General features: G+C 39.6%; 19 protein-coding genes and 1 riboswitch. Of the genes, 13 read left to right on the plus strand and 6 right to left on the minus strand.

The genetic code is table 11. The features are described from left to right. Positions 1-17 precede the first annotated feature (17 nt). Both V7K45_RS05735 and V7K45_RS05740 read left to right on the plus strand, forming a co-directional pair. A complete protein-coding gene (locus V7K45_RS05735; RefSeq protein ID WP_335001251.1) occupies positions 18-1,115 on the plus strand; it encodes an iron-containing redox enzyme family protein in 1,098 nt (365 codons plus the stop codon). Between the two features lie 217 nt (positions 1,116-1,332). Beyond that, a complete protein-coding gene (locus V7K45_RS05740) occupies positions 1,333-2,028 on the plus strand; it encodes an SAM-dependent methyltransferase (protein WP_335001253.1) in 696 nt (231 codons plus the stop codon). A gap of 157 nt (positions 2,029-2,185) precedes the next feature. Here V7K45_RS05740 and V7K45_RS05745 read toward each other — a convergent pair whose 3' ends face one another. After that, positions 2,186-3,325: a hypothetical protein gene (locus V7K45_RS05745; protein ID WP_335001255.1), complete on the minus strand. Its 1,140-nt coding sequence runs from the start codon at positions 3,323-3,325 to the stop codon at positions 2,186-2,188. A 35-nt stretch (positions 3,326-3,360) separates the two neighbouring features. Beyond that, on the minus strand, positions 3,361-4,377 hold the full coding sequence (locus tag V7K45_RS05750) for a glycerophosphodiester phosphodiesterase (RefSeq protein WP_335001257.1): 1,017 nt from the start codon (positions 4,375-4,377) through the stop codon (positions 3,361-3,363). 536 nt (positions 4,378-4,913) lie between these two features. On the opposite strand from V7K45_RS05750, the gene ovoA reads away from it, so the two are divergent. Further along, positions 4,914-6,251 (plus strand): 5-histidylcysteine sulfoxide synthase, encoded by a 1,338-nt coding sequence (gene ovoA / locus V7K45_RS05755; RefSeq protein WP_335001259.1) that lies wholly within the window; start codon positions 4,914-4,916, stop codon positions 6,249-6,251. Between the two features lie 336 nt (positions 6,252-6,587). On the opposite strand, the gene ilvC is transcribed toward ovoA, so the two are convergent. Continuing rightward, entirely contained in the window at positions 6,588-7,583 is a 996-nt protein-coding gene (ilvC, locus tag V7K45_RS05760; RefSeq protein ID WP_322697670.1) for a ketol-acid reductoisomerase, read from the minus strand. A 260-nt stretch (positions 7,584-7,843) separates the two neighbouring features. On the opposite strand from ilvC, the gene V7K45_RS05765 reads away from it, so the two are divergent. The 5 genes from V7K45_RS05765 to V7K45_RS05785 all read left to right on the plus strand — a co-directional run bounded on the left by V7K45_RS05765 (position 7,844) and on the right by V7K45_RS05785 (position 13,248). After that, positions 7,844-8,764 (plus strand): DUF4349 domain-containing protein, encoded by a 921-nt coding sequence (locus V7K45_RS05765; protein ID WP_335001262.1) that lies wholly within the window; start codon positions 7,844-7,846, stop codon positions 8,762-8,764. A 234-nt stretch (positions 8,765-8,998) separates the two neighbouring features. Continuing rightward, a complete protein-coding gene (locus tag V7K45_RS05770) occupies positions 8,999-10,354 on the plus strand; it encodes an NAD(P)/FAD-dependent oxidoreductase (protein WP_335001264.1) in 1,356 nt (451 codons plus the stop codon). A 217-nt stretch (positions 10,355-10,571) separates the two neighbouring features. Further along, complete coding sequence (locus tag V7K45_RS05775; protein WP_335001266.1) at positions 10,572-11,807, plus strand: LL-diaminopimelate aminotransferase; 1,236 nt, start codon at positions 10,572-10,574, stop codon at positions 11,805-11,807. Between the two features lie 122 nt (positions 11,808-11,929). Further along, the gene (locus tag V7K45_RS05780; protein WP_335001268.1) at positions 11,930-12,568 is read left to right on the plus strand and encodes a Uma2 family endonuclease; all 639 of its coding nucleotides are present in this window, start codon (positions 11,930-11,932) and stop codon (positions 12,566-12,568) included. Positions 12,569-12,702: 134 nt separating this feature from the next. Further along, positions 12,703-13,248, plus strand: a complete 546-nt coding sequence (locus V7K45_RS05785) for a hypothetical protein (protein ID WP_335001270.1) — start codon at positions 12,703-12,705, stop codon at positions 13,246-13,248. 61 nt (positions 13,249-13,309) lie between these two features. Here the strand turns inward: V7K45_RS05785 and V7K45_RS05790 are convergent, their stop codons facing one another. Continuing rightward, positions 13,310-13,606: a hypothetical protein gene (locus V7K45_RS05790; protein WP_335001272.1), complete on the minus strand. Its 297-nt coding sequence runs from the start codon at positions 13,604-13,606 to the stop codon at positions 13,310-13,312. A gap of 57 nt (positions 13,607-13,663) precedes the next feature. Further along, positions 13,664-15,010 carry a voltage-gated chloride channel family protein gene (locus V7K45_RS05795; protein ID WP_335001274.1) on the minus strand — a complete coding sequence of 449 codons (1,347 nt, stop codon included), beginning with the start codon at positions 15,008-15,010 and terminating at the stop codon, positions 13,664-13,666. A gap of 95 nt (positions 15,011-15,105) precedes the next feature. Continuing rightward, positions 15,106-15,190: riboswitch (Fluoride riboswitch) on the minus strand. 24 nt (positions 15,191-15,214) lie between these two features. On the opposite strand from V7K45_RS05795, the gene V7K45_RS05800 reads away from it, so the two are divergent. The 3 genes from V7K45_RS05800 to V7K45_RS05810 all read left to right on the plus strand — a co-directional run bounded on the left by V7K45_RS05800 (position 15,215) and on the right by V7K45_RS05810 (position 17,172). Beyond that, positions 15,215-15,502, plus strand: coding sequence for a Chromate resistance protein ChrB (locus V7K45_RS05800; protein WP_335001307.1), 288 nt, complete (start codon positions 15,215-15,217; stop codon positions 15,500-15,502). 254 nt (positions 15,503-15,756) lie between these two features. After that, positions 15,757-16,626, plus strand: a complete 870-nt coding sequence (locus tag V7K45_RS05805) for a zinc metalloprotease HtpX (protein ID WP_335001276.1) — start codon at positions 15,757-15,759, stop codon at positions 16,624-16,626. Positions 16,627-16,767: 141 nt separating this feature from the next. Beyond that, entirely contained in the window at positions 16,768-17,172 is a 405-nt protein-coding gene (locus V7K45_RS05810; RefSeq protein ID WP_335001278.1) for a hypothetical protein, read from the plus strand. Between the two features lie 180 nt (positions 17,173-17,352). On the opposite strand, the gene V7K45_RS05815 is transcribed toward V7K45_RS05810, so the two are convergent. Then, entirely contained in the window at positions 17,353-21,339 is a 3,987-nt protein-coding gene (locus V7K45_RS05815) for a beta strand repeat-containing protein (protein ID WP_335001280.1), read from the minus strand. Positions 21,340-22,269: 930 nt separating this feature from the next. Between V7K45_RS05815 and V7K45_RS05820 the strand changes: the two genes are divergently transcribed. Both V7K45_RS05820 and V7K45_RS05825 read left to right on the plus strand, forming a co-directional pair. After that, on the plus strand, positions 22,270-23,574 hold the full coding sequence (locus tag V7K45_RS05820) for a chloride channel protein (protein ID WP_335001282.1): 1,305 nt from the start codon (positions 22,270-22,272) through the stop codon (positions 23,572-23,574). A gap of 340 nt (positions 23,575-23,914) precedes the next feature. Further along, positions 23,915-25,363, plus strand: a complete 1,449-nt coding sequence (locus tag V7K45_RS05825; protein WP_335001284.1) for a pentapeptide repeat-containing protein — start codon at positions 23,915-23,917, stop codon at positions 25,361-25,363. Positions 25,364-25,448: the final 85 nt, after the last annotated feature.

Below are 25,448 nucleotides of genomic sequence, written 5' to 3' on the forward strand. Positions count from 1 at the left end.
AAAGTATCGAAGATTCCATGCAAAGCAATTTAGTTATATTTCCTAAGACTGAGGCTGCGAAAAATACCACGCAAACTAAAGAAAGGACAATTACCAAATACGACCGTGCTGAGGAGCAATTTATAAAACTGCTAGCAATGGAAGATTTGGATAATCAGCTGGATGCAAATCCTTCAATAGCCAGTGAGTTTGAACAGTCACTCTCTATGGCAATTGACGCTGCTTATAAAAACGATCGCTCCGATGAGCAGGCTCACCGTTTTCTACAACGGATACTTTATCGAATTAATCGGCTAAAGCTGTTTTGGTACGACGATTTGCAGCATTATTCCAATGAGCGATCGCTATATTTGCACTCTTGTCGTCACAAAATTGAAACTGCTTGGCAACGGTGGGAACTAGCACAAATTGATGTGGCTGCACTGCAACAATTAGATGTCAAACAAGCTTTAATTGAGCGTGCATCTGCCGATTTAAATCCGCCTTTGTCGGAGAATAGCCGCTACATTCGTGAGGAAATGACTGAAGCTGGTTATCGTCACTTGCTAGCGATTGGCTCCTTTGATGGTTTGGTTGAAGGTAGTCGTCTTTGCTACGTATTGGGTGGTGCTGCTAATGAAATCCAGTGTACGCTGGTTCGAGTACTACTAGAAGAGTACGGCAATGGTCGTTTAGCCCGCAAGCACTCGACATTTTTTGCTCAAATGCTGGCTGAGTTTGGAATGAACACTGAACCAGAAGGATACTTCGATTTAGTTCCTTGGGAAGTCCTAGCTTGTGGTAATCATAACTTTCTAACCACCGATCGCAAACGCTATTTCCTACGTTACAATGGCGCGTTGACATATTTTGAAGTGGCTGGCCCTGCAACTTATAAAAACTATCTGGCCGCGGCGCAACGATTGGAACTATCAGAGGCGGCGATGGGTTATTGGGAACTGCACATCAAGGAAGATGAACGCCACGGTCGTTGGATGTTGGATGATGTAGCTTTGTCTTTGGCAGAACGGTATCCCAATGATGCCTGGGAACTGCTGCTTGGCTATGACCAGGAGAAACGAATGGGCGATCGCGCCGCTAGTGCTGTTGTGCGATCGATACGCGAAGCGGAATAAGCCGCTTACTTATGCGAGCGATCCCAAAAATTATTAATAGCAGGTTATTCTTAGCCTTTAAATTTGACATTTCTAAGTCATTTTATTGCTAATTGACCTACAAAGATATTTCTTTAGCAACTCTTTGCTAAAGGAACAATTTTTTATTGCCTTAATACAAGGTCACAAAGAACCTCCTAGTACATTGATTATACCTTAAACGTTGAATTGTAGTCAAATGAAAGATATCTTTTTTTGTCCTGAAGAATCTAATTTCTACTCAAATTGCTTAGAAAGTTTTGTGATTAGAAATTGTAAAAATTCTGAGTCTATCGTGGAGTTTGGTTCAGGAGATGGCAGCCCTGTAATTAATTCTTTATTGAGAAATAAGTTTGATGGAGTCATCCAGGGATTTGAATTAAATACTTCTGCATGGAAAGTTGCCAATTCAACCATTGATGAATACAATCTCACTAATAAATACATCATTCATAATTCATCTTTGTTTAATTCTTCTCAACCTGATGCCGAATATCTTGTAGCTAATCCGCCCTATTTACCCGCACCAGATAATGATATTTATATGCCACTCTTATTTGGGGGTGTAGATGGAGCCACAGTTACGAATGAGCTTTTATCATTAGATTATGAAAATGTCTTGGTTTTGATATCTAGTTTTTCTAATCCAATCAATACGTTGAACATAGCAAAACAAAATGGTTATTATGTTCAAAACTTCATGGTTTTACCCTTACAATTTGGTTACTATAGCTCTGACCCCAAGGTAAAGAAGCACATCGAAAAACTCCAAAAAAATCAGATGGCATTTTATTCTGGCGATTATTATTTTTTAGCTGGAGTTTTATTTAAAAAATCCCAAGAGTCTGAAATTGATTTATCTAGTCAATTAGCTCAGGTGATGACTAGTTTGTGAAAATCAAGAACAACTTAAGTGATGTTATCCCTTGCCTAAAGTACAGATGTGTCTCTAAGCCACGCTTCGAGACATATCCTTAAAGATAGATTTTCAACGAGCATTTTTATAAATCCATATTCCCAAGTAATCATTTTGTCTGCTTGAAGTTATTGCACTAACTTCTTTGTTGTATGGCTGCACTTTTAGAGTGAGGTTTGCGCTTAGGTGCTGCAAATAAAATTACACCAGCGCCGAACGACAAAATAGGAACACCTGAAGTTGGTTCAGGTATAGAAACAGATGAGATTGGCGTCAATAGGAAGGCGTGTAATTCACCATTAACTGCACCACGACCGACAATTTGCCCATTATTATTAATGGCAGATGCCGCTGTCAAGGTAAAGTCACCCTCTGAACTAGGAGCAATCAGGTTATTTAAGTCGTACAGAGTCTGATCGCTATAAAGAAAAGCCCGCAAACCGTTGCCATCTGCTGCAAAAAAGTTATTGTTAGTACCAGAAAACCCGACTACTTGACCTAAATTATTGATCCCCAAACCAGTACTAAACAAATCTGTAGGACGTAACCTACCAAGGTCTTGGAGTCCCGTGCTGGAACTGTACAGAAAAGCACGAGTATCATTTACGCCAGTGAGTCCCGAACCACCAACTACTTGTCCTGAGTTATTAACATCGTTTGCTTGACTGTAGCTGTCACCTGGCAAAGTTCCCAAGTTAGTAGTTTGTCCGTTTTCATACAGAAAAGCTCTTCCTGAATTGAGAATACCTACTGCTTGTCCCAAGTTATTTAAACCGTAAGCAACAGTACCAGGAGTTCCGATGGTGGTTGCTACACCATCACTGTACAAAAAAGGCCCTCCGATCGCTCCCCCTACTACTTGGGTGCGATCGTTAATTGCATAAGGAATAGCATTTTGAATTGAGAGAGGTTGGGTGAGGCCATTGCTGTACAGGAAAGGGTTATTTCTAGAAAAGTTATTACTATTACTCGAATTACCAACTACTTGCCCCAAGTTATTGATACCAGTCACTGCAAGTTGATTATCACCAGGCAACGGACTAATTGTTTTGAGCGAACCATTACTGTAAAAAAAAGAATTAGAACCATATAAAGAATTAATGGCTACGTCACCTGAGTCATTAATATCTGAAGCATAAGTATTGGCATCTCCTGTAAGAGCGCCTAAGTCAGTGACTGAGTATAAAGATACCGCCAATGCTGACTTAGATACAGCAAGACTGATTGCGGTGAAGGTAATTGCTGCTATACAAGATTTCCACTTAAGTAAAACCATGTTGCTTTTCTGTGATTTTGTATTACCCTACCAAATTACCACTGAAGAGTAGAGTGGCAAGCTGCCGTATTTGGATAATCGCTAAATACGCCATCAACACCTAAGCTGAAAAATAGTTCATATTCGCCTTGGGGATTTCCTTGAAAATCCAGTGGCAAAAAACAGTCTTCATTGCGGAAAGTCCAGACATGAACCAGCAAACCAGCCGCATGGGCATCTATTACTAAAGATGTAGGCGATCGCAATTTCCCATTGTTGTCTCTAGGAACCAGTAAATTTTTATGAATTCCAATTCCTTGTGCATATTGAGCAATTTCTTTTAAACCTGATGCTGTGACTAAATCTGCATAAGTGCGATGCCTACGGCGGGCTACGCCTACGCAGTCGCTAACGACAAAATCATAAGGTTTACCACTGTTATTCAGCAATTGTACTAAAGGTAAATCAGTCTTTGTAGATAAATCTTGTAAATTACCGACTTCAAAAGACTGAATAAAAATAGGTGCGTTAGCTCCCTGATAACCGTTGGCTGTTAAAGTTGCAAGTAGAGGTGCTTCTAAGGCTAACCCAATAGATTGAAAGTAAGTTGGGTGCTTAGTTTCTGGGTAAATGCCAATCGTCCGATTAATTTCGCCACTTTTAACCTTGACTAAATTGATGATTTCTTGCAGCGTGGGGATTTCTAAAAGTCCATCATAGGTAGTATTTTGCGATCGCAGTTGGGGAATTCGCTCTTTGGCTCGTAGTGTTTTCAGTTCTTTTAGGGTAAAGTCTTCAGTAAACCAACCAGTTTTTGTTTCGCCATCAATTATTTTAGTGGTTTGCAGGTGAGAAAATTCTGCATGGCTTGCAACATTGGTAGTTTCAGAAATCTCATTTTCGTGACGGGCAATTAAAATACCATCTTTAGTGGAAACTAAATCAGGTTCAATATAATCAGCCCCAAGTGCGATCGCTAATTCATAAGCAGCTAAAGTATGTTCTGGACGATAGCCGCTAGCACCTCGGTGTGCAATGATAATTGGAAATGTATTTTGCAAAGTTGTAGTCATTATTTTACCCACCTAAGTAGGACAACGTGAACAATTAAAGGTTTGTAGTGAGGGCTTCGCTACTCAACCTACAATTATTTTTAACTTAATTTTAAATAAGTTAAAAATAATAAAACCCTCTAAAGAGGGTTGTAATTTTTCGTTGGTAAAAGTTTCAAAAGTTTTTACATTTAATAATGTAGTTATGTTTATTACCACTGAATTATTTATTGGCTGATAATTTAATTATGCAAATCTAGTTAGGGAATTACCACGCTAAATCGATAAAGTTTTAGTACTATTTAAAAAACTAATATTTAACAATAAGTATTGCTATTGAATAATAAATCTGTCATATTTAAGAATCTTATTTGATACCTCGTTCAATCCTATTGTGTTTAACACATCCTATAGGCTTAATATTTGTTTTTTTAAAAAATCAGTACATTACATATTTATTTTTTTCTTCCGTGTTCTTTACCTATGCAAGTAAATTCAGAAATAAAATCGGTATAGATAACTAATTTTTTTCATTGTTCGCTAATAGGAATTAGATCGTGAATAGCCTACAATCTGCTAAATCTCCAAAACTTGATAGTTGTAATAACCAACTTCTCCTCGATTACTTTGAGAATGCTTGGCAGCTGGAAGATATGTTATTGAAAAGTCTAGTTGGGGAAGAGACATTTTATCTCAACCCCGACCCTTTGAGAAATCCTCTAATTTTTTATCTGGGACATTCAGCTGTTTTCTACATCAATAAATTAATCCAGGTGGGGTTATTGGAAAAACGCCTCAATCCAGAGTATGAAATTTTGTTTGAAATTGGAGTCGATCCAGAAAAACCAGAGGAGTTGAATGCAGCGATCGCTCATTTGGAATGGCCGGAAGTTGCACAGACTTGGGAGTATCGAAAAAAAGCATATTCTGTAATTTATGAACTAATTAAAACCACCCCGATTACTCTGCCAATTCATCCGAATCATCCCCTTTGGGCTTTAATGATGGGGATGGAACACCAACGCATTCACATTGAAACTTCTTCGATGTTAATTCGCCAATTGCCAGTTGAGAGAGTGAAACGTCCTGAAAATTGGCAATATGCTCCTTTTAATGGTTACACTCCTCAAAATGAAATGATCGAAGTTGCTGCCGGGGTAGTAAAACTTGGTAAAGCTTTAGATGATTCAACTTATGGATGGGATATTGATTATGGCGATCGCACTGTTGAAGTTGCACCCTTTTTCGCCAGCAAATATCTGATTACCAATGCCGATTTTATTTATTTTGTAAAAGCTGGTGGTTACGAAAATCAAGACTATTGGGATGAAGAATCTTGGAATTGGAAAACTCGATACGGTATTCAATGCCCTAAATTTTGGTTACATGAAAATGGTAGCTACAAATATCGAGCTATGTTTGATGAAATTGACTTACCCCTAGATTGGCCTGTGGAAGTCAATCATTATGAAGCAATGGCTTATTGTCGTTGGCAAGGGAAAGATACTCGCTTAATGAGTGAAGCAGAATACCATTTAGCAACTTATGGTAATAGTTTATTAGATGATGTAGAAAATTATAATCTCAATTTAAAATTTGGCTCTCCTAGTCCCGTTGGGATGTTAGAAACAGCCAAAAGCTCTTCGGGATTGTATGATTTGCGTGGGAATGTTTGGGAATGGTTGAGTAATAACTTAAACCCTCTTCCAGGATATCAGCCTCATTTTCTTTATGAAGATAATTCGGCGATATTTTTTGACGATCAACATCAAATGATGTTAGGAGGATGTTGGATAACTAATGGTATAGAAGCTTTAAAATATTACCGCAACTGGTTCCGTCCAAATTTTTATCAGCACGCTGGCTTTCGGATTGTTCAAGATATCAAAGATTAATGAAAACTATGCCATTCAGGGGTTCTGGGACAGAATAGACTTCTTGCATAAGTCGGGAAAAGGGAAAGGGGGAAGGGGAAAAGGTTTTGTATTATCCCCTTCCCCTTTAACCTTTACCCTTTTCCCCCCTCTTGCAAAAAGCACTTTTGCAAGAGGTTTAATATTTAACATACTAAATCCTCCTACAATGTTGCGCTATACTTACGGAGAGTATATTGCAGATTATCTCAAAACTCAAAGCAAATGATATTTAGACATCTCCAGAAATTAAATATGACGTAGCACTGCTATGTCTCTACATTCTTTTTTTGGAGATGTCTGATGTTATTTTTTTGCTTAAGCCTTTTTCAACCAGCTAAACATAGCGCGTAAATCTTTACCAACTTCCTCAATTTTGTGTTCAGATTCTTTGCGACGCATGGCGGTAAATCCTGGTTTACCAGATTGGTTTTCGAGAACAAATTCTCGTGCAAATTGCCCAGATTGAATTTCGCTGAGAATCTTCTGCATTTCAGCTTTGGTTTGTTCGGTAACAATCCGTGGCCCACGAGTATAATCGCCATATTCAGCAGTGTTAGAAATGCTGTCGCGCATTTTAGCTAAACCGCCTTCCACAACCAAGTCAACAATCAGCTTGACTTCATGCAGACATTCAAAATAAGCCAATTCTGGTTGATAACCAGCTTCTACCAAAGTTTCAAATCCGGCTTTGATTAAAGCACTCAAACCACCGCACAATACTGCTTGTTCGCCAAACAAATCGGTTTCAGTTTCTTCGCGGAAAGTAGTTTCGAGAACACCGGCGCGAGTACCACCGATACCTTTAGCATAAGACATGGCGCGATCGCGTGCCTGACCACTAGCATCTTGATAAACTGCAAATAACGCTGGTACGCCTTCACCACCTTCATAAGTGCGCCGTACCAAATGCCCCGGCCCTTTTGGTGCAACCATTACCACATCTACATTAGCTGGTGGTACGACTTGCCCAAAGTGAATATTGAAACCGTGGGCAAAAGCTAACACATTTCCTTCTTCTAGATTGGGTTCAATCTCGTTTTTGTAAATCGTTTTTTGAACTTCATCAGGTAACAAAATCATGATGAAGTCAGCAGCATTGGCCGCATCTGCAACATTTTTCACAGTTAAACCAGCCGCTTCAGCTTTTGCGACTGATTTACTACCCGGATATAGTCCCACAATCACATTCAAACCACTATCTTTGAGATTGAGAGCGTGGGCATGACCTTGGGAACCATAGCCGATAATAGCAATAGTTTTTCCAGCCAAAAGGTCTAAATTGGCATCTTCGTCATAATACATCCGGGCCATAGAAGCATCTCCTGTCAGCAAGCATCGTCATTTATTGGCAGGCTTACGATTGTACCCCAAATTGAGTAACACAAATGAATTATCAATCATTCAATTTATCTCTTTGAACTGAGGAGAGGGGGGAGCAGGGGAGCGGGGGAGACAAGGGGACAAATGACAAATAACTAATGAGCAATCCTGTTACATAAATCGCAACAATCCAGATTTTGAGTTTTAGTTCAGTAATACTGGGGTTAACTTCATCTATCTAGGGGTAGATTATGTATACTGCAACTAAATTACCGCGCACATCTGCTTTATTTATAAGTGCGTTATTGGGAGGATTGATTTTCACTAGTTGCGCCTCTTCCCAACAGACGGCAAATAAGGCTGCACCTCAAATTGCAGGCAATGGCGGGGTAAATCAATTATCTGCTCGTGAAAACAGTATTTCCCAAAAGGCGGAAGCTACACCAATAGCGCGTTCTCGTCCCCAACTCATCAAAAAGGCAGCAATCTCTTTGACTGTCAACTCTGTAGATAAGACTGTTGATGCTGTTTCGCAAATTATCAATCAACAGCAAGGGGATTTAATCGGGTTGAAACAACAACAACCTAAAAACGATAACCCGCGTTACACAGCAACAATCCAATTGCGGATACCAGAGGATCGGCTAGAACTTACCCTAGAACAACTAGCTAAATTGGGCACTGTTAATAGTCGTAATATCACTGCTGAAGATGTAGGCGATCGCCTGGTGGATTTCCAAGCCAGATTAACGAATTTGCAAAAAACTGAAGCCAATTTGCAAAAAATTATGGATCGGGCTGGTTCTGTAAGAGATGTGCTTAGTGTTTCCCAAGAACTGAGTAATGTCCGACAAACCATAGAACAAATTGATGCCCAACTGAAAAACCTCAAAAATCAAGTTGCTTATTCCACCATTACGTTGAACCTAGAAGCAGCAGTTTCTAGTACCAGCCCGCAACCTGCCTTGGGTTTGCAAGTTAAGGAAACTTGGAACAACTCTACCCATTCTTTAAGTGCATTTTCCGTTGGCTTACTCAAACTGGGTATTTGGTTAATTGTTTACAGCCCCTATTTGTTAATTTTTGTTGCTCTTGTCTATGGCTTTAGGCGTTGGCGGCGAACTCATTCACCACGTTTGACACAAACACCAGAGTCAACTATTTCTGACTAAATTTGCATAAATTCTACATCTACCTTTGATAAATCTACAGAGATAAACAGGGATTGAAATATTTCAAACTCTTATTGTCTCTACCTTTCTCTTAAACAATTTTGTTTATCCTGTAGTCTCGATTACTTTAATACTTTTTCAAATGTAAAGAGCAATACAAAATATATGATGACAATTTTGATACAAATCTGTTAAGAATAGTTACAATAGTCGGCATACACGATAATATTTCTTATGGTAAATTCACTTGACAATAATCCACCCCATAAAGTAGTAATCGTTGGCGGTGGTTTTGGTGGACTTTATGCAGCAAAAACACTCGCCAAAGCGGCAGTAAACGTTACTCTGATTGATAAACGTAACTTTCATCTATTTCAACCCCTTTTATATCAAGTCGCCACAGGTGCGCTATCTCCTGCTGATATCTCCTCACCGTTGCGTTCTGTCCTCAGCAAGAGCAAGAATACAAAAGTGCTGCTGGGAGAGGTGAATAATATCGATCCAGAATCAAAACAAGTGATGGTAGGCGACGAAGCAGTACCTTACGACACCTTAATTGTCGCCACAGGTGCAAAGCATTCCTACTTTGGCAAAGACAACTGGGAAGAATTCGCCCCCGGCTTAAAAACTGTAGAAGATGCGATAGAAATGCGTAGCCGGATTTTTTCGGCCTTTGAAGCCGCAGAAAAAGAAATAGATCCAGAAAAACGCCGTGCTTGGTTAACCTTTGTAATTGTGGGTGGCGGCCCAACTGGTGTAGAGTTAGCTGGTGCGATCGCAGAATTGGCAAATCAAACCCTCAAAGAAGATTTCCGCAACATCGACACCTCAGAAGCCAAAATTTTGCTATTAGAAGGGCTGGATCGGATTTTGCCACCCTTTGCACCAGAGTTATCACAAGAAGCGGAAGCATCCCTGACGCGCTTAGGGGTGGTTGTCCAAACAAAAACACTGGTAACAAATATTGAGAATGATACTGTTACCCTCAAACAAGGCGATGAAGTCAAAGAAATTGCTTCAAAAACGGTATTATGGGCAGCAGGTGTAAAAGCTTCTGCAATGGGAAAAGTGCTAGCAGAACGCACAGGTGCTGAATGCGATCGCGCCGGACGGATTATCGTTGAACCTGACTTGAGTATTAAGGGACATCCCAATATTTTTGTAGTTGGCGACTTAGCAAATTTTTCTCATCAAAATGGTAAACCCCTACCTGGTGTTGCACCTGTAGCGAAGCAAGAAGGTGAATATGTAGCAGCATTAGTTCAACAGAGGCTTGCAGGTAAAAATTTGCCACCCTTTGCTTATACCGATCATGGTAGTTTAGCGATGATTGGGCACAATTCTGCTGTGGTAGATCTGGGCTTTACCAAGCTGAAAGGTTTCGTTGCATGGCTGTTTTGGCTATTTATTCACATCTACTTCTTAATTGAATTTAACAACAAATTAGTAGTAATGATTCAGTGGGCATGGAGCTATTTCACCCGTAATCGCGGAGCAAGATTGATTACAGGAAGAGAAACCATCACGGAGTTTGTAATTAGCGATCGCAACAGTTATTCAGCCGATAATAAAGAACCGGTAAATGTCTAGTTGAGCATTGGGTATGGGGAAGAGGACAAGGGGACAAGGAGAATTGGAGACAAGGGGAAAGACTTGTTGTAAGTTCTAATTTTTGTCACCTTGTCCCCCTTGTCCCCCCTGCTTCCCCTGCCCCCCTGCCCCCCTGCCTCTTCCCCACTCCACATAACAAAGTTATCGCCCTCATAAATTAGCAGTAAGCTGTTTGAGGGCGTTTTTTATATTTACTATGGCAACTATTAACGACAACTACCTGAAGCTAAAAGCGGGTTATCTGTTTCCAGAAATTGCTCGGCGGGTGAATGTCTTTGCAGAAGCGAATCCGGATGCTAAAATCATCCGCCTGGGCATTGGCGATGTTACCGAACCTCTGCCGGAGGCTTGCCGCACAGCGATGATTAAAGCTGTGGAAGAAATGGGCGATCACACCACCTTCAAAGGCTACGGCCCAGAGCAAGGCTACGCTTGGTTGCGAGAAAAAATTGCTACTCAAGATTTCCAAGCACGAGGAGCCGACATAGATGCCTCGGAAATCTTTATCTCCGATGGTTCCAAGTGCGACACTGGTAATATTCTGGAAATCTTTGGTCATGACAACACTATAGCCGTTACTGACCCCGTTTACCCTGTGTATGTAGACACTAACGTTATGGTGGGAAATACGGGAGATGCTAACGATAAAGGCGAGTTTGAGGGCTTAGTTTATCTACCAATTACGGCTGATAACAACTTCACCGCCGAAATTCCCTCAAAGAAAGTCGATTTAATTTATCTCTGCTTTCCCAATAACCCTACTGGCGCAACTGCAACCAAAGAATATTTAAAGGCATGGGTGGACTATGCCAAAGCTAATAACTCGATTATTTTCTTTGATGCAGCCTACGAAGCTTATATTACCGATCCGTCGATTCCCCACTCAATTTATGAAATTGAAGGTGCAAGGGAAGTTGCGATCGAATTTCGTTCTTTCTCCAAAAATGCAGGTTTTACAGGAACCCGTTGCGCGTTAACTGTAGTACCGAAGACACTCACAGGAAAAGCCGCTGATGGTTCCGATGTGGAACTGTGGAAACTCTGGAATCGCCGCCAATCTACCAAGTTTAATGGTGTTTCTTACATCGTTCAACGGGGAGCCGAGGCGGTTTATTCTGAAGAAGGACAGGCACAAATCAAAGGATTGGTTAGTTTCTATCTCGAAAACGCCAAAATTATCCGCGAGAAACTCACAGCCGCCGGATTGTCAGTTTATGGTGGCGTGAATGCACCTTACGTTTGGGTGAAAACTCCTAATGGTTTATCCAGTTGGGAATTCTTTGATAAGCTGCTGCAAACCGTCAACGTTGTCGGGACACCCGGTTCTGGCTTTGGTGCTGCGGGTGAAGGTTACTTCCGCATTTCGGCGTTTAACAGCCGTGAGAATGTGGAAGAGGCGATGAAGCGGATTACCGAGAAGTTTAAGGTGTAGAGCGATCGCTTTTAGCCACTTTTGTTAAACTCATTCTATTAGTCTAAAGGTTACGGTGGGCTATATTATCCACCGCAACCTAATAGATAATTATTGAGATTCAGCTTATTGATATTTTGGTTATGACTGCTGCTATCCCTGTTTTAAAAGCTGTTAGCCAGATGCAGTTAGCGCCTGGTAGCACAGTGACAATTCCAGATGTTAGCTGGGAAGAATTTGAATCTATATTACAAGAATTGGGAGAAAAAAGAACTACACGAATTGCCTACAGCCAGAGTACTTTAGAAATTATGGCTCCTTTACCAGAACATGAAATACCCAAAGATTTAATTTCTGATATTGTTAAAATATTGCTGAAGGCTAAAGATATCAGATATCAACCTTTTGGTTCCACCACCTTTAAACGACAAGGTGTTGCAGGAGTTGAACCTGATGCTTGCTTTTATATTCAAAATTATCAACAAATGATTGGTCATCGCCGCTTGCAGCCTGATGACCCGCCGCCAGATTTAGCGATTGAAACTGATGTCACATCAAAAACTACTCTTGATGCTTATGAAGCCATTGGAGTGCCAGAACTATGGGTTTACGACAGTGGAAACCTTTCTATTTATTTGCTGAAAGAGGGGAAATACATAAAATTTAATACCAGTCCTAATTTTGAAGATATAGCGATTACTGAGATTATCCCTGCTGCCGTAGAACGTAGTTGGCAAGTAGGAAGTTTTCAAGCTTTAGAAGAATTGGAAGCAAGGATTTAGTAAATAAAATACGTAATAGAACGTGCGAGGGATAAATTCAAGAAATACCAAGCTTAATAGCTTGTATCTTTATGTTAGTAGTCATACTTAAAAGCTATACTTTAGTTGCTAATCTATTCCACATATAGATATTTATGCAAAACCTCTTCGGAATCGGTCGTTTAAATGCAAATCCTCACTACTATAGCTACTTTCATTATTTACTTTTTAATGAAGATGGCACTGTAGATATGGGATCTGGAGCAGGACAAGCAATTATTGTTACCGCTCAAGGAAAGTATTCACTGTCAAAAATTGCTGAAGCTTCATTTAGTATAAAATTTTATGAATTAATTGAAACTAATCATTATAGCCACAATGGTAATATTGGCGATAAAATTAGAAATATTGAGCCGTTTGGTGTCAGAGTAACAATAGAAAAAGGAACTTTTGCTTTTGAGCAAGAAGTTATTTGGAACATAAAAAATGAAGAAGAGCATCCATGCTATTTATTTACATCAAGATATGTATTTGATTGCGATCCTCTCAGCTTTTCTAAAGAAAAAAGCCAAAAAAATGCCTATTATTTAATAGAACAAAAAGATTTCTATGAATCTGAAAAATACTATTATCCTCAAGCTGAGTGCAAAAAATTGATATTCAAAGAATTACAAGAGCTAGGGATTACGCCGATTTATTGAGATACTGATAGGATTGGTTAATACTTCCCATTCTCTAAATTAAGATAAAGTGCGATCGCCTTCATGTTGTGCTTGTCAAGTTAGCGTTTTGAGCAAGTTTGGCAGAATGACTTTCTGGCTCTAAATACATAGTAAATAACTCGCTAAAAACTTCTTCCCCATTAATCTCTCCATTACTAACAAATCGTTCTACCTCAACCGAACCATCCTCAAAAAATTCCACTTCCCATCGTTCACCAGCCACCGCCACATTCACCATAATAGTTTCATCCCGATGATGGGCTAAAGTGTAACTAATCTTCTCTTGTTCTAATTGATTTAGAAAGGTAACTAATTTGCCGAATCCATAATTATTCATTTGTCAAACCTCTTATCGGTTAACAACTCTCAATTATCAATTAATTACATCAAAAAATTATTCCTCAGAATTACTTCTTCCTTTTTTCCCATCATCAGGTAAATCAATTTTCGGTTGTCCATAATTAGCCAAAGTCACCCCTTCTTCTAAATATACAGCAGAGTATTTACTCAACCCAATACGCTGTGCAGAATAAATTCCAGAATGACCTGAAAATAAATAGCTCACTATACAACCAATACCAATAAATACCCCCGATTCCAGACCAAATAGTTCAATTCCCATTAAAGTGGATGCCAATGGTGTATTTGCTGCACCCGCAAATACACCCACAAATCCCATTCCTGCTAACAGTGGTGCAGGTAATGCTAAAAGCAACGACAAAGCATTACCTAAAGTTGCACCAATAAAAAATAAAGGTGTCACTTCTCCTCCTTTAAAACCTGCTCCTAAAGTTAAAGCAGTCAGACCCAATTTTGCTGCAAAATCCCAAGGAGGTAGCTGAGTGAAAAAAGAATCAACAATAGTAGGGATACCAAGCCCAATGTATTTAGTCGTACCACTCAACCCAACAATTACTGCTATCATCGCACCGCCGATCAAAAGACGCAGTGGAGGATAAGATATTTTTGCTTTAAATAAGTGGCTAATTTGGTGAGTTACTTTAGCAAATAATCTCGCGACAATTCCAAAAATTGCACCTGCGATAATCGCAGAAATCAATCCCCAAATTGTGAGCGGCGGTATAAAGGGAGCGTGTCGGTATGCTGTATGATGTAAACCCAATAGTAAGGTTACTTGATTTCCAACGATCGCAGCAATTAAAGAAGGAAAAAGAGCATCATAATTAATTCTACCAATCGCTAAAACTTCCAGACCAAATACGGTTCCAGCTAAGGGAGTACCGAATACTGAAGCAAATCCTCCACTGATACCTGCTGTTAACAGAATTCGCCGATTAGCTCCTTGAAAATGCAATATTTTAGTTAACTGGTCTGCTAAAGAAGCACCCATTTGTAATGCTGTACCTTCACGACCGGCTGAACCACCAAATAAATGCGTCAGGTCTGTTCCTAGTAGAACAAGAGGAGCCATACGGAAGGGAATAACCTTTTTAGGGTTATGAATTTCTTCTAGTAAAAGGTTATTTCCAGCTTCTACAGTCCGACCGAATTGATGATAAATCCAACCACTCAAAAAGCCACCAAGGGGAAGCAAGGCGATAATCCAGCGATGTGATTCTCGCCAATCAGTTGCCCATTCTAATGATGCTAAAAGAGCCGCAGAAGCAGTTCCAGCAAAAATGCCAACCACAAAGGAAATGGGCAACCATTTAATTAGGTGGGGTAATGCAATAAACGGTTCAAATTTACGAAGTAAAATCCACAATACACTGGCTAGCATTACATGACTCCTTGAGGTGCGATTTGTAGACAGATACTTTCTACAGGGGAGTCAGGTAATGCATTTAGCCAAGCCCTACTCTCCCGCAGTTAGCAAGGAAAGTAGGAGCCATCAGCCTTCCATAAGAGAGTCGATCGCGCTGGAAAGGCGGTTTTGGCGAGCTCCATCGCCGTTGATAGTTTAATCAAATTAATAATACCATTTTTGCTATGGGTCAATATCTTTAGTCTTCTACGATATAGAATCTGCCTTTGCAGGAAGGCTTTTAAATTCTCGCAAGTAGACCAAAAATATCAAGAGTTTTTAGGGCAATGTCGGAATTTCCATAGCGAATTGAGCGCGGAACGGAAAAGAAGTAATTTCACTTTTGCAGAACTGGAAGAGAATGACGCGGAACTAACTCAACTGCGTTCTTGGTTGCCAAAAATCTGCGATCGCAATTTGTTTGATGCCCAAAAATACTCACTCATGGTGCAGGTATGGCACTTATAATTCATACCGATGTAAAAAATTATTTCTATAGATAGATGTATTTTTCGCGTTTATATTATTCAAATTAGATTATTAATATATGCGTATCAAAAACAACTAAATTGTATTCCTAAAAGTTAAGTGGGAAAACCGTACTTATCTGATAGGTTTTCTCTACCATATATCTAAATTGAGCTGGATAAAATCAAAATGTAGCTGAAGTAATGCTGTTTTCTCAAAAAATATATATACAGCATTAGCAGGAGAGTAAAAATATGACAAATCAATTGAAAACGGCTGCTTTACTTGCTGCGCTAAGTGGTCTTTTGATTGCAATTAGTTACTGGGTAATTGGCGGTTCTAGTGGTTTGATTATCGGGATTGGCTTGGCAGCAGTCACCAACCTATTCTCTTGGTATCAATCAGATAAAATTGCCCTAGCAGTATACCAAGCACAGCCTGTGAGTGAAAGGGAAGCACCAGGACTTTATCGGATGGTGCAGAAATTGAGCGATCGCGCCAATATTCCCATGCCTAAAGTTTATATTGTTCCTAGCCTTGGTGCTAACGCTTTCGCAACAGGGCGCGATCCAGAACACGCTGCTGTGGCTGTCACCGAAGGTATTCTAAATATATTGCCAGATGATGAACTCGAAGGCGTTATTGCCCACGAGCTGACTCATATTATTAATCGTGACACCCTCACCCAAGCAGTTGCTGCTACTGTTGCTGGTGCTATCTCATTTCTAGCCCAAATGGTTAGTTACAGCCTATGGTTTGGTGGTGGTTCGCGAGATGACAACAGAGGTGGAAATCCAATAGGAGTTTTATTAACAGTCATGCTTGCGCCGGTGGCTGCGACGATTATTCAGCTAGCAATTTCGCGCACACGAGAATTTTCTGCTGATGCAGGTTCTGCGAAATTAACTGGTAATCCCCGCGCCTTAGCTAGAGCATTGCAACGCTTAGAAGCTTCAGCAAAGCAGATGCCTTTAAATGCTAATCCAGCTTATGAGCCGTTATTAATTATCAATTCCATCTCTGGACAGTTTTTGGGTAACTTATTCTCCAGTCACCCGGCGACAGAAATGCGAGTTGCAGCATTGCTGAAATTAGAGCAACAACTGCCAGCAAAAACTTATTAATTTGTCATTATTCACTTGTACTGAGGGTAATCGAAGTATTTGTCATTTGTCTTTTGTGAAACAAATAAATGACTAATGACTATTAAGACAGGGTGCAACTTTTATTAGAGAGTAAACTTTGCAATTAAGGATGTTTTAAGTATGAATTCTAACAATATCGAATCTACTGAATCCATAGTAATTGTAAAAATAAGTGCTGAAACCGATAAATTAGTGGAAACCGAAATGGTTGGTGAAACTGATGAGGTGAAGCGCGAAACCAAAGCGTTAATTGAGGCGCTAAAAAGACGCGCTCAAGCTGAGGCTGATTCAGCAGGTACTCTCACCCGTGAAACCTATTTGAAAGTTGTACGTCAAGCACGAGAATTAATTGAAGGAAGAAAAGTGATAGAACGCGATCGCTTAGAAAACTCTTGGGCGGTAATTCAGGATGAAGCTGAGAGAAACTGGCATTTATTGATGAAAGACTTAGTAGACTTTAACTTTCGCCTGCAAAAGGCTGTAAAAGCTGCTTGGGAAACTTTCAATAATCCTTACTCTCGTTAAATAGGGTGCGATCGCAGAAAACTGAAGTGACTTATTTGGGTAATTAGAATACTAATTCAGTATTCAAAAATTATCTTTCTTGGGGAGATAAGGGAGAAAATACTACCTCTTCTCCCCCATCTTTTTAAGCACATCGCAATTCGACGATTTTCTATTTTTTCTGCTTCAAGTGATAGAGTGCTAATAAGGAGCAAAAAGCACAAAATTGTTGTTGGTTAGTGACAAGCCAGGAGATAATTGTGCAAACTGCACCTGACTATAGACACCTGCACTACCATCCTCATCAAAGAACAATCCACCTGTAGTCGAGTTATAAATAAATAGCTGATTACTTGTGGTTGCAGATGCTCCGATTGTAAACTGACTTGTCTTAAGTACACCTAGTGATAAATCGCGACTAGGAAAACCATAAGTTGATATCTCAATTACTTCATTAGTGGCGTCAAAGTCATAAAGGCGCTCGACGCCTTCACTAAAAGTATTGAAAACAAAGGTATCAGTACCAGCTCCCCCATAAAGGCTATCATTACCGCTGCCACCTATGAGGACATCATTACCATTACCACCTTTGAGGGTATCATTGCCACTACTACCGTTGAGGGTATCATTGCCATTATTCCCCACAATCAAGTCATTAGAGTAGGAACCTGAAATATTTAATCCTTCAATATTTTGGTAGCTAACTAATCTCCTACCCGCTATAATTTCTCCCTTGTTAGTAGTAGCATTAAATGTTGTTGTGATTCCTGTAGTAGCATTTCCAAAATCGACGGACAACAAATCGTCACCTTTACCACCATCTATTGTGTCATTGCCATCATTGCCCGCATCAAGTGTATCGTTTCCATTACTCCCTACAATCAAGTCATTGTATTCTGTACCTTTAATATTTAATTCTTCGATATTCTTGTAGCTAATTAGTCTCGTGTCCTCCGTAATTGAACCAATGTTAGTAGTAGGATTAAATATTGTTGTGATTCCTGTGGTAGTATTATTGAAATAGATAGTCAAGGAATCGTTACCTGTCCCCCCATCTATTGTGTCATTGCCACCATAGCCCGTATCGAGTGTATCATTTCCATTACTGCCCACAATCAAGTCATTGTATTCTGTACCTTTGATATTTAATCCTTCGATATTCTTGTAGCTAATTAGTCTCGTGTCTACTGTAATTGAGCCAATGTTAGTAGTAGGATTAAATGTTGTTGTGATTCCTGTGGTAGCATTGCTGTATTCGACGGACAACAAATCGTCACCTTTACCGCCGTCTATTGTGTCATTGCCATCATTGCCCGCATCAAGTGTATCGTTTCCATTACTCCCTACAATCAAGTCATTGTATTCTGTACCTTTGATATTTAATCCTTCGATATTCTTGTAGCTAACGCGATTATTGCCCGCCGTAATTGCTCCAATGTTAGTAGTAAGATTAAATGTTGTTGTGATTCCTGTGGTAGCATTGCTGTATTCGACAGACAACAAATCGTCACCTTTACCGCCGTCTATCGTATCTTTGCCACCACTATCTATAGAGAGAGTATCGTTGCCATTGCTCCCCACAATGTTGTCATCGTAGGCTGTATCTAAGATATTTAATCTTTCAATATTCTGATAACTAACTTGATACTTGCCTGCTGTCATTGAGCCAATGTTAGTAGTGGCATTAAATGTTGTTGTGATTCCTCCAGTAGCATTGCTATAATCCACGGAGAGCAAATCGTCAGCCTGACCTCCATCTACCGTTTGAGTCACTAAATAAGAGCGGACATTATCTGGAGATGAGGTGCTTAGATACAAGGAATCATTGCCATCGCCACCAGAGAGTAAGTTATTGCCTGTTGAAATCTCAGCACGTAATGTATCGTCACCAGTGCCACCGTTGAGGGTATTATTACCTGAAGAGGGATGGAAAATATCTCCAATGTAGGTTCCGGTTCCGATGACAATGCCAGAGATCGAGAGTAAATCATTGCCATCGCCACCAGAGAGTAGGTTGTTACCTGTTGAAGTCTCAGCAAGCAAGGTATCATCACCAATGCCACCGTTGAGGGTGTTATTGCCTGAGGATCTAAAAATATATTCCAGTCTATAACCATCAACGCCAGAGGTGGAAAGATAATCATTGCCATCGTCTCCAGAGAGTAAGTTATTACTTTTTGGAGACTCAGCACGCAATGTATCGTCACCAGCGCCACCATTGAGGGTATTATTACCTGAAGAGCCAATAAAGTCGTGTCCTTCAGCAATAGCAAGCTCAGAGGCGTCAAGATAATCATTGCCATCGCCGCCAGAGAGTAAGTTATTGCCTTGTGAACCCCAAGCATACAATGTATCGTCACCAGCGCCACCATCGAGGGTGTTCTTGCCTGTTGAAGAGTTAACATTCAAAGTATCGTCACCAATACCACCAACAAGGGAGTTATTGCCAGTATCCTCAACGAGGATATCATTCCCTACGCCACCAATAAGAGTATCATTGCCTGCACCACCCCGCAGTAAATCATTGCCGCTTTTGCCATCAATAAAATCATCACCCCCCTGACTATTGATGACATCATCTGAGTTGTCAAAGCCACTAACATTATTGTTCAGATCGTTAAGGAAGGTGACTGTGTTCTTGTTGAAGAGAGTACCTTGAGTGGAGTTGGCATTGAAGACATCAAAGCTGTCAGTAATGGTAGTTTGCCCAGAAAACAGGATATTGCCCAAGTCTACAGTGGCTCCTGTAGATAAGCTTAGATTATCCAGGTTTTCTAAAGCAAAGTTTTGTAGGATGATTTTGGGACTATTGTCCGCGTCAAAGGTGATTTCTAGATTGCTGCCATTCTGAGTCAGCACTAAATTTTGAGCAGTTAAGCCGTCGCCAGTAAAATTTAGGGTGTCTACTTCGGCAATTACTGCTGCTGTTGGATTAGTTCCTTTACCTACTCCACCGAAATCAGTAATTATATCACTAATTGTAGCCGAGTTATAAGAGTCGTAAACAAATGTATCCTTGCCACCGCTACCCGTTAAAGTGTCGTTACCAAGACTAGGTCTGATGGTATCGTTGCCATTGCTCCCCACAATGTAATCATTGTAGTCTGTGCCGGAGATATTTAATCGTTCAATATTCTTATAGTTAATCTGATATGTGCCTTTTGTAATCGAGCCAGTATTAGTAGCATGATTGAAAGTCGAAGTGATTGCCTCAGTCGTATTGGAATTGACGGTTAACAAATCGTCACCTGTCCCTCCGTCTACTGTTTGAGTTGCTAAGGAAGAGGGAGCTGTATATGGAACAAACAAACTGAAGGAGTCATTGCCATCCTCTCCATTTAGAATGTTGCTACCCTGAACTTCAAGGGTGTAAAAGTAATCATTGCCATCTCCACCTGAAACCGTATTGTTGCCAGTAGAGTAGCTAATATCAAGGTATTCATCCCCTGCATCTCCTGTGAGAATGTTATTTCCAGAAGAATAGGAAGCATCAAGGGTATCATTGCCCAGACCACCAATGAGAGTATTGTTGCCCGTACCACCCCGCAGCAAATCGTCACCACTTAACCCATCTATTTTGTCATCGCCTCCCTGACCATTCACCACATCATCTGAGTTGTCTAAACCTGTAATGTTGTTATTCAGGTCATTGAGGAAGGTTACTGTGTTCTTGATGCCGATGCTTGTATCAGTAGAGTTGGCATCCAGGACATCAAAACTATCAGTGATACTAGTTTCCTCAAACCCATTAAACAAGATATTGCCTATGGCTGGTCTTGTACCAGAAGCTTTCAGGTTATCCAAGTCTTCTAGTTTGAAGTTTTGTAAAATGATTTTTGTGGTGTCATATACGTTTTCAAAAGTTATCTCTACATTGTTACCATTTTGGGTAAGTAGCAAATTTCGCGCAGTCAGTTCATCCAAAAATTCGATCGTATCGACTTCCGCAATTACTGCTGCTGTTGGATTTGCTCCTTTACCTACACCACCGAAATCAGTGATTATATCAGTGCCGCCGCCTGACTTATAAAAAATAAATTTATCTTTGCCGCCCCCACCCGTTAAAGTATCGTTGGCACCATAACCTGTGATGATGATATCATTCCCAGCTTTACCGTTAATTATGTTGGGGTCGTTAGTGCCGTATAGGGTGTCATTTCCATTGGTTCCAATGATAGTATGTGTCATTACTTTCTTTTTCCTTAATAGATGTTTGGCAGTAACTTTAAGTTTTCAACTTTTAGTGCTTGAAGGCACAAAAATTCGCCGAAATTTGAGGCTTTCGACATACTTTTCTCACTCTTGAAGGTTAGAAATTTTTGATGAATATCCTCCTTTCAATCGGCCTGCAAATATTACTTATCCAAGCACTTAGGACTATCTAAGTCTTAAGTCCGTCTAAAATTCATCAGTGTGTAGATTCACAAAAAAACTAGTTTCAAGCTAATTTCAATCATCTTTTATCAGTCACATAGGCAAACATCTGCCATAGACATTGCTAAAAAAGAAAAGAGTTGAAAAATTGAGCTTGAATGTCGAAAATCCACAACTCATAATTTAGTTATTTTGTCAATGCGTAAGTCTTACTACTAGCCCTTTCAAGGTGAACGTTTGTACTATTAAAGAAATGATATGTTAAGCCATTTTTGGTGTTTTGGCGGTTGCGATCGCTTAATTTACAGTCCAAAAATTTAGAGTTTAATCCATAAATTCTTTGTTCAATTCCAGCCGAAGCCTAAAATGCCGTAAAAACCTCGATAGTACATATGCTCACCTTAAAAGGGCTAGTCTTACTAATTAGAAAATAGGGAACACTTGATGGGCTATAGGGAAAGGAATTTTTGTCTTTCACCCTTGGGTATTTGGCTTCAAAATAGGAAATATCTAAAATAACATTATAACTAACTCAATATAGAATATTTACTTAGCTCGACTTTATCTATTTGTATATATGCGTCATCGTAGAGGTAGGCATTCACTAAAAATGCGGGTTTTGCTGCATACATAATATTGAAATATAGTAAATACAAGAAATAAATAATTCACTAAACTAAATAGCCTTTACCATAAAAAGCGTAAATATTCAGTACTCTCGGTTTCACCAATAGGAAATAAGCAGTGTTACCAAACAAGCCCCCCGCTAGCAATCAAACTCAACGCTGGACATTTGCTCAACTTTTTGGACTGGTAAAGCGTAATCCTCTAATGATTTCGCAGTGGGTTATCCGCTGGATAGTCGTAGGGACTGCTGGTGGCCTATTTGCGGCGTTGTACTGGAATGTTCTAGAGTTTTTAACTCACAGACTCCAGCGATTTGAGGGTTTTAGCCTGCTGATAGTGATGCCACTTAGCGGTTTAGTTATCGGTCTGGTGATTCATTTTTTGGGAAATCCCGGTGAAATCGCCGTGATTGTTGATAATATTCATTTTCGTGGCGGACGCCTAGATGTTCGCAAAAATCCTTCAATGATTCTTGCTTCTCTAGTCAGCATCTCGGCAGGCGGTAGTGCTGGCCCAGAAGCGCCACTGGTACAGGTAACAGGTTCTTTTGGTACTTGGATTGCCGATCGCTTAAAACTCCAAGGTGAAGACCTCAGAACTATGAGTTTAGCAGCAATGGCGGCTGGCTTCACTGCCTTGTTTGGCGCACCTCTTGGCGGTGCGATATTCGCTTTGGAGATTTTGCACCACGAGCATATTGTGGAATATTACGAAGCCTTAATGCCAGCTATTGTTTCGAGTTGCGCTAGCTATCTGGTGTTTGCAGCAATTACACATTTAGGTATTGCCCCCACTTGGCATTTTCCTCAGTATCACTTAGAAAGGATTGATGATTTTGCGATCGCGATCGCGTTTGGAATTATCGGGGCAGTGGCGGGATGGATTTTTATGGGTATTTTTCGCGGCTGCGATGCCTTTTGGCAAGCCGTTTCACCAACTTCTGTTCCCATTTATGTACGGACAACACTAGCAGGAGTGGGACTTGGCATTTTAGCAGTTTTATTACCCCTTACCCGTTATTTTGGACATGAAGAGTTAGATTCAGTCCTGAATGCTAACTTTGGTGCTGTTTTTCTCTTAACTCTAGCTCTTGGGAAAATGGCTGCCATTAGCATTACGGTAACAGGTGGGTGGCGCGGTGGATTCATCATTCCCCTATTTTTCACTGGTGCTTGCATTGGTAAAGCAGTGGCAGTCTTAATTCCGGGACTCGATCCTGCCCTTGCCATGATTTGTACAATGGCGGCTGTCAACGCAGCTGTAACCCGCACACCGATAAGTACGACTTTGCTACTGTCAAAACTGACTAACTTGAGTCCCTTTACGCCAATCCTTTTTGCCAGTTTGGTTGGATTTTTTCTTGCCCCGAAAGTTCCTCTGATCGCATCTCAACTCAAATCCCAGAGAGAAGCTACAGATTGAACAAGCGCCTGAGTTAGCTGCCCAGGCGAAAAAAATTTTACAAACGTTTTCAATGTACTAAACCAGCAACTGATCGCTCCCTGTAGACCAAACATGATTCACTGAACTACCCACACCTCTCTCACTTGTAAGTGTAAGCTTTTGAGTTCATCAACAACAGCCTTTGCACCTTAAAGTTTATTGGTTTTATATTGCTATTGATACAGCAATTACCCTCTTTTTCCTATTGCGATTGTGCTTTTGCTCAAAATTACCAGCCTCATTTATTTTCTCATAAGTTTAAAACTTATAATTTATATTGCCTATAATAAATTAATTTACTTAGTTTAATTTTTGTATAATGGCAAATAAAATTCATCTTAATAAACTTTCAGAGGGAGTTACAGCTTGGAATGACTGGCGAGCAGCAAATCCAAATATAGATGTGGATCTTAGTGGAGTTTATCTGGTTTATGAAATATCTATAAGAAACCAAAAAAAGGCTTGGAGACTTCTTGCATCTCTCGTATCTTTATTGGTAACTCTTTTTCTTCAACAAACTAATTTGACAAAGCATTTAACAGATTTTTTTGGGCATAACTTATTATTTAAAATCAATCTATCTAGTGCAGAATTTATATTCTATATAATAATCCGTTTCTCTTTGGTTATTCTTATTATGCTTACTTTATTTCGAGGATTAGAAATGTTAAATTATTCCAAAGGAAAAATAAATTTAATAAATATTAATATGAATAAAGCCAACTTCTATGGCTCGGATTTGAAAGGAGTTGATTTTAAGTACGCCGATTTAAGCTATGCAGATTTAAGAAATGCAAATTTGAGTTATTTGGAAGCTATTAGCGCAGATTTTAATTATGCTAATTTTACTGGAGCGTGTATAGAGAGTTGGAATATTGATTCTTCTACTAATCTAAATAATGTAAAATGTGATTATATTTATTACCAGTTTAATTATGAACTGGATAAGTTTGACCAGCGTCGGCCCATAGACATAAATAGTATTTTTGCGCCTAATGAGTTTACAGAACGCATCAAAATTATTGAAAAAGCATTAGAAACTATCGATTTAACTTTTACAGATGGCATTGATTGGAAAGCATTTTTCAAATCATTTAACGAATTACGTCAGCAATATCCTGAACACAACATTGATATTCAAGGAATTGAACGTAAAAGTAACACATTAATTGTCCGATTAGATGTGAATATTGAATCAGTCATTAACACTGGTGTAATTAAAGGTGCTATTGAAACTGGTTTCAAAGAGTTGTATGAAACTAATGTTAAGTTTTTAGAAGCTAAATATCGGAGAGACCTTCAAGCTAAAGATGATGAGATTAATTTTTACCGTCAGCACAGTATGGATATATTAGAAATTATTAAGCTGCAAGCAACAAGACCTATCAATGTCAATGTGGAGAAAATTATGTCAGACATATATAACAATAATTTACATCAACCAAATATTAGCAATTTTGCCAACAAAATGGAAGATAATGCACGGCAACAAGCAAACCAAAACATTTACACATCTGAGCAAAAACAAACTCTTGCTGATGTATCTACTGAAATACAACAGCTTATAAAACAATTTGAGCAAAATAATCCTACTGCTAATGAAAGTGAGAAGATTGCTTATGTAAATGATGAGACTACTCCTAGCTTGAAGCGTCGCGCTATTGGTGCATTACAGGGACTTAGTGAAACTGCAATTGAAGAGTTTTTTGATAATTCCTATATCAATATTGGTAAAGCAATTATCAAAGGCTGGATTAAACCGGACTAAATACTGATCCGCAGGTTGGGTGAAAATTAGCAAAACTAACTAATATAACTAAATTGTTTGGTTCTGCGGCCGCTTCACCTAAGCT

Origin of the sequence: Nostoc sp. (assembly GCF_036917375.1) — a bacterium.
In the GTDB taxonomy this organism is placed as follows: Bacteria; Cyanobacteriota; Cyanobacteriia; order Cyanobacteriales; family Nostocaceae; genus Nostoc.

Bases quoted from the DNA above. Each gene is read 5' to 3' on its own strand.
- V7K45_RS05735 (WP_335001251.1), top strand. From the start codon at position 18: ATGCAAAGCAATTTAGTTATATTTCCTAAGACTGAGGCTGCGAAAAAT.
- V7K45_RS05740 (WP_335001253.1), top strand. From the start codon at position 1,333: ATGAAAGATATCTTTTTTTGTCCTGAAGAATCTAATTTCTACTCAAAT.
- V7K45_RS05745 (WP_335001255.1), bottom strand. From the start codon at position 3,325: ATGGTTTTACTTAAGTGGAAATCTTGTATAGCAGCAATTACCTTCACC.
- V7K45_RS05750 (WP_335001257.1), bottom strand. From the start codon at position 4,377: ATGACTACAACTTTGCAAAATACATTTCCAATTATCATTGCACACCGA.
- ilvC (WP_322697670.1), bottom strand. From the start codon at position 7,583: ATGGCCCGGATGTATTATGACGAAGATGCCAATTTAGACCTTTTGGCT.
- V7K45_RS05765 (WP_335001262.1), top strand. From the start codon at position 7,844: ATGTATACTGCAACTAAATTACCGCGCACATCTGCTTTATTTATAAGT.
- V7K45_RS05770 (WP_335001264.1), top strand. From the start codon at position 8,999: ATGGTAAATTCACTTGACAATAATCCACCCCATAAAGTAGTAATCGTT.
- V7K45_RS05775 (WP_335001266.1), top strand. From the start codon at position 10,572: ATGGCAACTATTAACGACAACTACCTGAAGCTAAAAGCGGGTTATCTG.
- V7K45_RS05780 (WP_335001268.1), top strand. From the start codon at position 11,930: ATGACTGCTGCTATCCCTGTTTTAAAAGCTGTTAGCCAGATGCAGTTA.
- V7K45_RS05785 (WP_335001270.1), top strand. From the start codon at position 12,703: ATGCAAAACCTCTTCGGAATCGGTCGTTTAAATGCAAATCCTCACTAC.
- V7K45_RS05790 (WP_335001272.1), bottom strand. From the start codon at position 13,606: ATGAATAATTATGGATTCGGCAAATTAGTTACCTTTCTAAATCAATTA.
- V7K45_RS05795 (WP_335001274.1), bottom strand. From the start codon at position 15,010: ATGCTAGCCAGTGTATTGTGGATTTTACTTCGTAAATTTGAACCGTTT.
- V7K45_RS05805 (WP_335001276.1), top strand. From the start codon at position 15,757: ATGACAAATCAATTGAAAACGGCTGCTTTACTTGCTGCGCTAAGTGGT.
- V7K45_RS05810 (WP_335001278.1), top strand. From the start codon at position 16,768: ATGAATTCTAACAATATCGAATCTACTGAATCCATAGTAATTGTAAAA.
- V7K45_RS05815 (WP_335001280.1), bottom strand. From the start codon at position 21,339: ATGACACATACTATCATTGGAACCAATGGAAATGACACCCTATACGGC.
- V7K45_RS05825 (WP_335001284.1), top strand. From the start codon at position 23,915: ATGGCAAATAAAATTCATCTTAATAAACTTTCAGAGGGAGTTACAGCT.